Below are 5,026 nucleotides of genomic sequence, written 5' to 3'. Positions count from 1 at the left end.
CGGGGGCCAGCGGCCGCTCGCCGGTCCACGGGTGGCGCCGGTCCGTCCAGTCCACACCGCGGAGCATGGGTTCGGCCGAGCGAGCCACCGCCGAGAGCCGGGACGGTTCGGGCACGCGGCCGTGCAGCCCGAAGTCCATCCCGCCCGAGATCCGCAACCGGTCCCCCATCGGCGCGCACGCCACGTGAGCGTCCAACAGGAGCGTGGAATTCGTGGGCAACGGCTGCGCCGACACGTCGAAGCTGTATCCGCGCCCGCCCTCGACCGGCAGCCGACGCCCCATGACCTGTGTGAGCGCCGAGGCACCCGCCCCGGTGGCGATGACGACCGCCCCGGCGCTGCGGGTCCCCTCGGTGGTGTGCACCGCCGAGACCACACCATCGCGGGCGCGCACGCCGAGCACCGCCTCGCCCTCGTTCACCTCGACCCCGCCGGCACGCAGGTGGGCCGTCAGCCCGCGCACGACGCTCGCCGGTTCGGTCTGCACGTGTTCTTCGAGCACCGCGCCGCACGTGACCCTTCCGGAGAGCGCGGGTTCCATGTCCCGGAGCTCGTCGCCGTCGGTCGGCGCACCGGGGAGCGGGAAACCGGCGCGCCTCAGGGGTTCCAGCGCGGCGAGGTAGCCCTCCACGTGCGCGGGGTCCTGCGCGACGGCCAGGAACCGGGTCCGGGTGCTGGTGAACTCCACCCCGTCCTCGGCGAGCTGTTCCACGAGGGGGAAGGTCCGGCGGCCCAGCGCCGCCAGCGCCTCCGCGCCGCGTGTGTAGCGGGCGGGCGTGCAGTTGCGCAGGAAACGCAGGAACCACGGGGTCAACAACGGAACGCTCGCCGGTGCCAGGTGCAACGGCGAGTCGGGGCGGGTGAACCCGGTGAGCCCGTCGGCGACCATCCCCGGTTCCGGCAGCGGCCCGGTCTGGGCAGGGTTGATCCACCCGGCGTTGCCGTGCGAAGCACCCGCACCGGGTCGACGGGAGTCGCACACGACCACGTCGATGCCGCGCCTGCGCAGCTGGTGGGCGACGGTGAGCCCGGCGATGCCGGCCCCTACGACCAGCACCGGGCGGGTGGTACGTGAGTCTTCCATCGGCAGGTCCTCTCGGTCGATGGCGGGTCGAAGGCAGGGCGTGGCCCCTGCCCGAGTCAGGGGGCGGGGAAACAGCGCATGCGATCATGTGCCCGGTGCCGGCGCGAGCACCCCTCCTCTTTCGTCTGCGTCGGAAGGATTCCCATGCCCCAGCCCACGTCACGTACCGCCCTGGTCACCGGCGCGTCCTCCGGGATCGGCCGTGCGGTCGCCGCCGCCCTCCTCGAACGCGGGTACCGGGTCGTAGGTACGAGCCGCAAACCCGAGGCGGTGACCGATCCGGTCCCCGGGGTCGAGTACGTGGCCCTGGACCTGGCCGACGACGCCTCGGTGGAGGCCTGCGCCGAGCAGGTGGGCGCCGTCGACGTGCTGGTCAACAACGCCGGGGAGAGCCAGAGCGGCCCGTTCGAGGAACTGCCGGGTGCGGCGTTGGAACGCCTGTTCCGCATCAACGTGTTCGGGGCCGTGCGGCTCACCCAGCTCGTGCTCCCGGGGATGCGCGAGCGCGGGTACGGGCGGGTGATCATGGTCGGGTCGATGCTGGCCAGTTTCCCGTTGGCCTACCGTTCCTCCTACGTGGCGTCCAAGGCCGCGGTCAAGGGGTTCGCGGATTCCCTGCGGCGCGAGGTGCAGCCCTACGGGGTGGGGGTCAGCACGGTCGAGCCCGGGTCGATCAGCACCGGGATCAGCGAACGGCGCACCCAGTACCTGCGTGAGGACTCCCCGTTCGGCGACGAGTACCGGACGATGCTGAGCGCTCTCAACGCCAACGAGGCGAAGGGCATCACCGCCGAACGTGTGGCAGGCACGGTGCTGCGGGCGGTCGAGGCTCCGGCGCCGCGACCGTTGTACGCGGTGGGCAGCAACGCGCCGGTCGTGTTCGCCCTGCGGCGGCTCTTCCCGCGTTCGCTGATGCTGCGGATCGTGGCCCGCAAGCACGGGTTGTGAGTCGACCCCGTCCGGGGTGGCTCACCGGGTGATCCGGCCGGTGCGGGTGAGGATGAGAACCCGTCCACCGATCCGAGCCTTTGGAGGCCCCATGAGGCAGCAGGTGCACTTCGTGACACTCTCGACCGCGGACCTCGACGCGGCGCGGCGCTTCTACCGGGACGGCCTGGGGTGGGAACCACTCGCCGACGTTCCGGACGAGATCCTGTTCTTCCAGGTCGGGCCGGGCATGGTGCTCGGGCTGTTCGACGCGGTCAAGTTCGGACACGACCTGTCGGGCTCGGACGCGGCGGCCTCGGGCCCGGCGCTGTCGCAGACCCCGGTTTCGGGGGTCACCCTGGCGCACAACGTCGAGGGGCCCGAGGAGGTCGCCTGGACGGTGGAGGCCATGGTGCAGGCCGGCGGCAGGGTGCTCCGGGCACCGGAGCACGGTGAGTTCGGCGGGGTGCACCACGCGTTCGTCGAGGACCCCAACGGGGTGGTCTGGGAGGTCGCGCACAACCCGGGCCGGCACGTGGACCAGACGGGGAACGTGGTACTGGGCTGAGCCGCACTCACCCATACCGGGAGCAGGACCGGAGGTCCCGGGAGGACCGGCCGGACCGGGTCACACCAGGCCGACGACCTCGCTGCTCCCCGGCCTGGCGAGTACGACCGCCCTGGGCGCACCGTGCAGGGACACCCATTCCTCGTCCTGGTCGTCCGGGGAGGGGCCTTCCTCCGCGGGTTCCAGGGCGACGTCGACGATGGTGGCCTCGGCGTCGTCGGCCTGCTCCTCCCCCTCGGCCCAGGGGCGCACGGCGAGCGTGATGCTCTCGGCCGCGGCACCGTCGGTCCGGGGATCGGCGGTGACCAGAGCGTCCTCGAGCGGAACGGGGCGGATGCGCTCGCGGCGTTCACTGTCCCCGGAAGGGGTCTGACCGGCAGAGGCCGTGCGTTCTGCCCCGTCGAGCCCGCGCCAGGTGTAGGTGCCGTTGTCGCCGTCGTCGTCCCAGGTCAGGTAACCGTCGGAGGTGAAGAGCCAGTCCCCCTCGTGCCCGGTGGGCCCGCCGAAACCGGGCAGGTCACGGGCGACGACCTCGCCGTTGCGGCCGAAGAGCACGTTCCCGGACTCCGTTCCGCCGTCGGACGCCCACGCGAACGCGAAGAGGTGGCCGTCACCGGAGGTGTGGATCCACACGTCGTCACCGGGGGCGCTCATGTCCACGTCGGTGTGCCACAGCCAGGTCCCGGTGCTGGGTACCAGGCCGTGCAGGGTCCGGACGGCGCCTCGTCCCCCGCGTTCGCCGGTCATGATGTCCATGTCGCACTCCAGGAGCACGATGACCTCGTGGCGGGTGACGTCCTGCCCGCGACGGGCACAGTCCCCCAGGGGTTCGTAGGTCCAGCGCTCTCGCCCGGTCTCGGGCACGTAACCGGCCACGGAGGTACGGCCGTCGCTGCGCCGCAGGGTCGTGAGCACGTCGCGGTGCAGGAGCGGGGTGAACTCGCCCTGGTGCTGGTAGTGCGCGGGCAGGGCCGAGCGCGGGCTCTGGAACTCGCCGCTCTCCTGCCCGGTGTCGGCCTCGAGCACGACGAGACGATGCGCGGGGTCTCCGTCGACGTCTCGTGCGGGATAGGTGAGCATGACGCTGTTGCCGCCGGGCGAGGCCTGCATGTCGACGGCGTACTCCCCGGAACGGCGGTAGTGCCAGAGTTCCTCCCCGGTTGCCGTGTTCAAGAGGGCGACACCTTCGGCCGACCGTACGAGGACCCCGGTACGGGCCGGGATGACCTCCAGGACGGGGCCACCGTCAGGTGTGGACCAGCGCCACCCGACCTCCTCGACGGTGGTGGGAAGGCCGGCCCCCAGGTCGTGGTCGCCGTTGTCCGAGGAGGCCGTGGTCGCTTCGACCGGGAGCACGGTGGTGAGCGCGGCGGCCAGAGCGACGGCGGCCGAACCCGTGGCCAGGCCGGCGCCCGCACCGGCCGCGCGGAAACGCCGGGGACCGCGGAGCGCGACCGGCGAGAGGGTGATCAAGCACAGGGCGACCAGGACCCCGGTGGCGCCAGTCGCGAGACCGTACGCGGAGAAGTCGAGGAAACGTGGCGTTCCGGGGCCGGTAGCGGGGCTGATCGGCGCCCACCAGAGCACCGTGAGGGCCACTGTGGAGACGGCGAAGGTGCCGGAGGCCAGCACACGGCGCGGGCGTCCGGGCGTGAGGAGGAGGAAGCGGCCGAGTGTGGAGCGGCCGGGCACCGGCGCGGGCCCGAGCTCGCCGCGGGCGGCGGCGCGGAGGCGTTCCAGCTCGTGCAGACGCACCAGCGGCAGGGCCAGGACCGTGAGCAGACCCCAGGCCCAGACCAGGTGGACGGGCCACGGGACGGAGCCGGTGGCCGCGTGCACGTGGACGGCGGCCCCGGCGAACGTCACCGCGCCGGGGAGGAGGAGTCCGGAGGCGAACCAGAAACGGACCGGCGAAGGGGGCACCCTCCGGAAGATAGGGACAAAGGGGCGCACGGTCAACGTCGCCCGGCGTCCGTCACGTGTCTCCCGCGGGGATGAGCGTCCGGGCTTCGCGAGGCGCTCCCCCGGATCGGCCTCCACACTCCGATCGGTCCGGTGAAGCCTGCGTGGCTGGTCGGCCTGTGGTGTGCGGTCGATGAGGTTCGTGATGCGTTGGAAGGGTTCCGTGGTGCGGGGAGGGTGGTGTCATGTCGGGGCGGGGGTGCTTCAGAGGCGGTAATTCATCGGGGGTGTGTTGCCTCGGAACAGGATTGCTCCAAGAACGACAATTCACCGAGGACTGTGTTGTCTCGGGGGAGAGGCCCCTTGGCAGCCCAATAGAACGGGGGGCCACCCCAGGGGGTCTGCTTTTGGCCCCCACACCTTTTCGGTTGCGGGGCGGGCCGGAGGGTGTTCGTCGGCGAGAGCGGTCCAGCCCGGGAAAGGGGCGGACCACACCCCCGAGGCGCCGCGCTCAGTCCGGCAGGACGCCGCCACACCCCCACCCA

Annotated in this window: 4 protein-coding genes; 2 read left to right on the top strand and 2 right to left on the bottom strand. The window is 72.2% G+C overall.

Annotated features, from left to right (window positions below; translation table 11 throughout):
* Window positions 1-1,084, bottom strand: a 1,084-nt coding sequence (locus tag D474_RS0104240; protein ID WP_017612357.1) for an NAD(P)/FAD-dependent oxidoreductase, incomplete at its 3' end; no start/stop codon positions are given.
* Window positions 1,085-1,228: 144 nt separating this feature from the next.
* Between D474_RS0104240 and D474_RS0104235 the strand changes: the two genes are divergently transcribed.
* The gene (locus D474_RS0104235) at window positions 1,229-2,032 is read left to right on the top strand and encodes an SDR family oxidoreductase (RefSeq protein WP_017612356.1); all 804 of its coding nucleotides are present in this window, start codon (window positions 1,229-1,231) and stop codon (window positions 2,030-2,032) included.
* 91 nt (window positions 2,033-2,123) lie between these two features.
* The gene (locus D474_RS0104230) at window positions 2,124-2,579 is read left to right on the top strand and encodes a VOC family protein (protein WP_017612355.1); all 456 of its coding nucleotides are present in this window, start codon (window positions 2,124-2,126) and stop codon (window positions 2,577-2,579) included.
* A gap of 60 nt (window positions 2,580-2,639) precedes the next feature.
* Here D474_RS0104230 and D474_RS0104225 read toward each other — a convergent pair whose 3' ends face one another.
* Window positions 2,640-4,502: a PQQ-binding-like beta-propeller repeat protein gene (locus D474_RS0104225; RefSeq protein WP_017612354.1), complete on the bottom strand. Its 1,863-nt coding sequence runs from the start codon at window positions 4,500-4,502 to the stop codon at window positions 2,640-2,642.
* Window positions 4,503-5,026: the final 524 nt, after the last annotated feature.

It is taken from the genome of Nocardiopsis salina YIM 90010, from assembly GCF_000341025.1.
Taxonomy (GTDB): Bacteria; Actinomycetota; Actinomycetes; order Streptosporangiales; family Streptosporangiaceae; genus Nocardiopsis; species Nocardiopsis salina.
The sequence above is the reverse complement of the archived record's forward strand: the minus strand, read 5'-3'. Positions and strand labels throughout refer to the sequence as shown.

What these genes read in the sequence shown, in the direction of transcription:
- D474_RS0104235 (WP_017612356.1), top strand. Translation starts at nt 1,229, where the DNA reads ATGCCCCAGCCCACGTCACGTACCGCCCTGGTCACCGGCGCGTCCTCC.
- D474_RS0104230 (WP_017612355.1), top strand. Translation starts at nt 2,124, where the DNA reads ATGAGGCAGCAGGTGCACTTCGTGACACTCTCGACCGCGGACCTCGAC.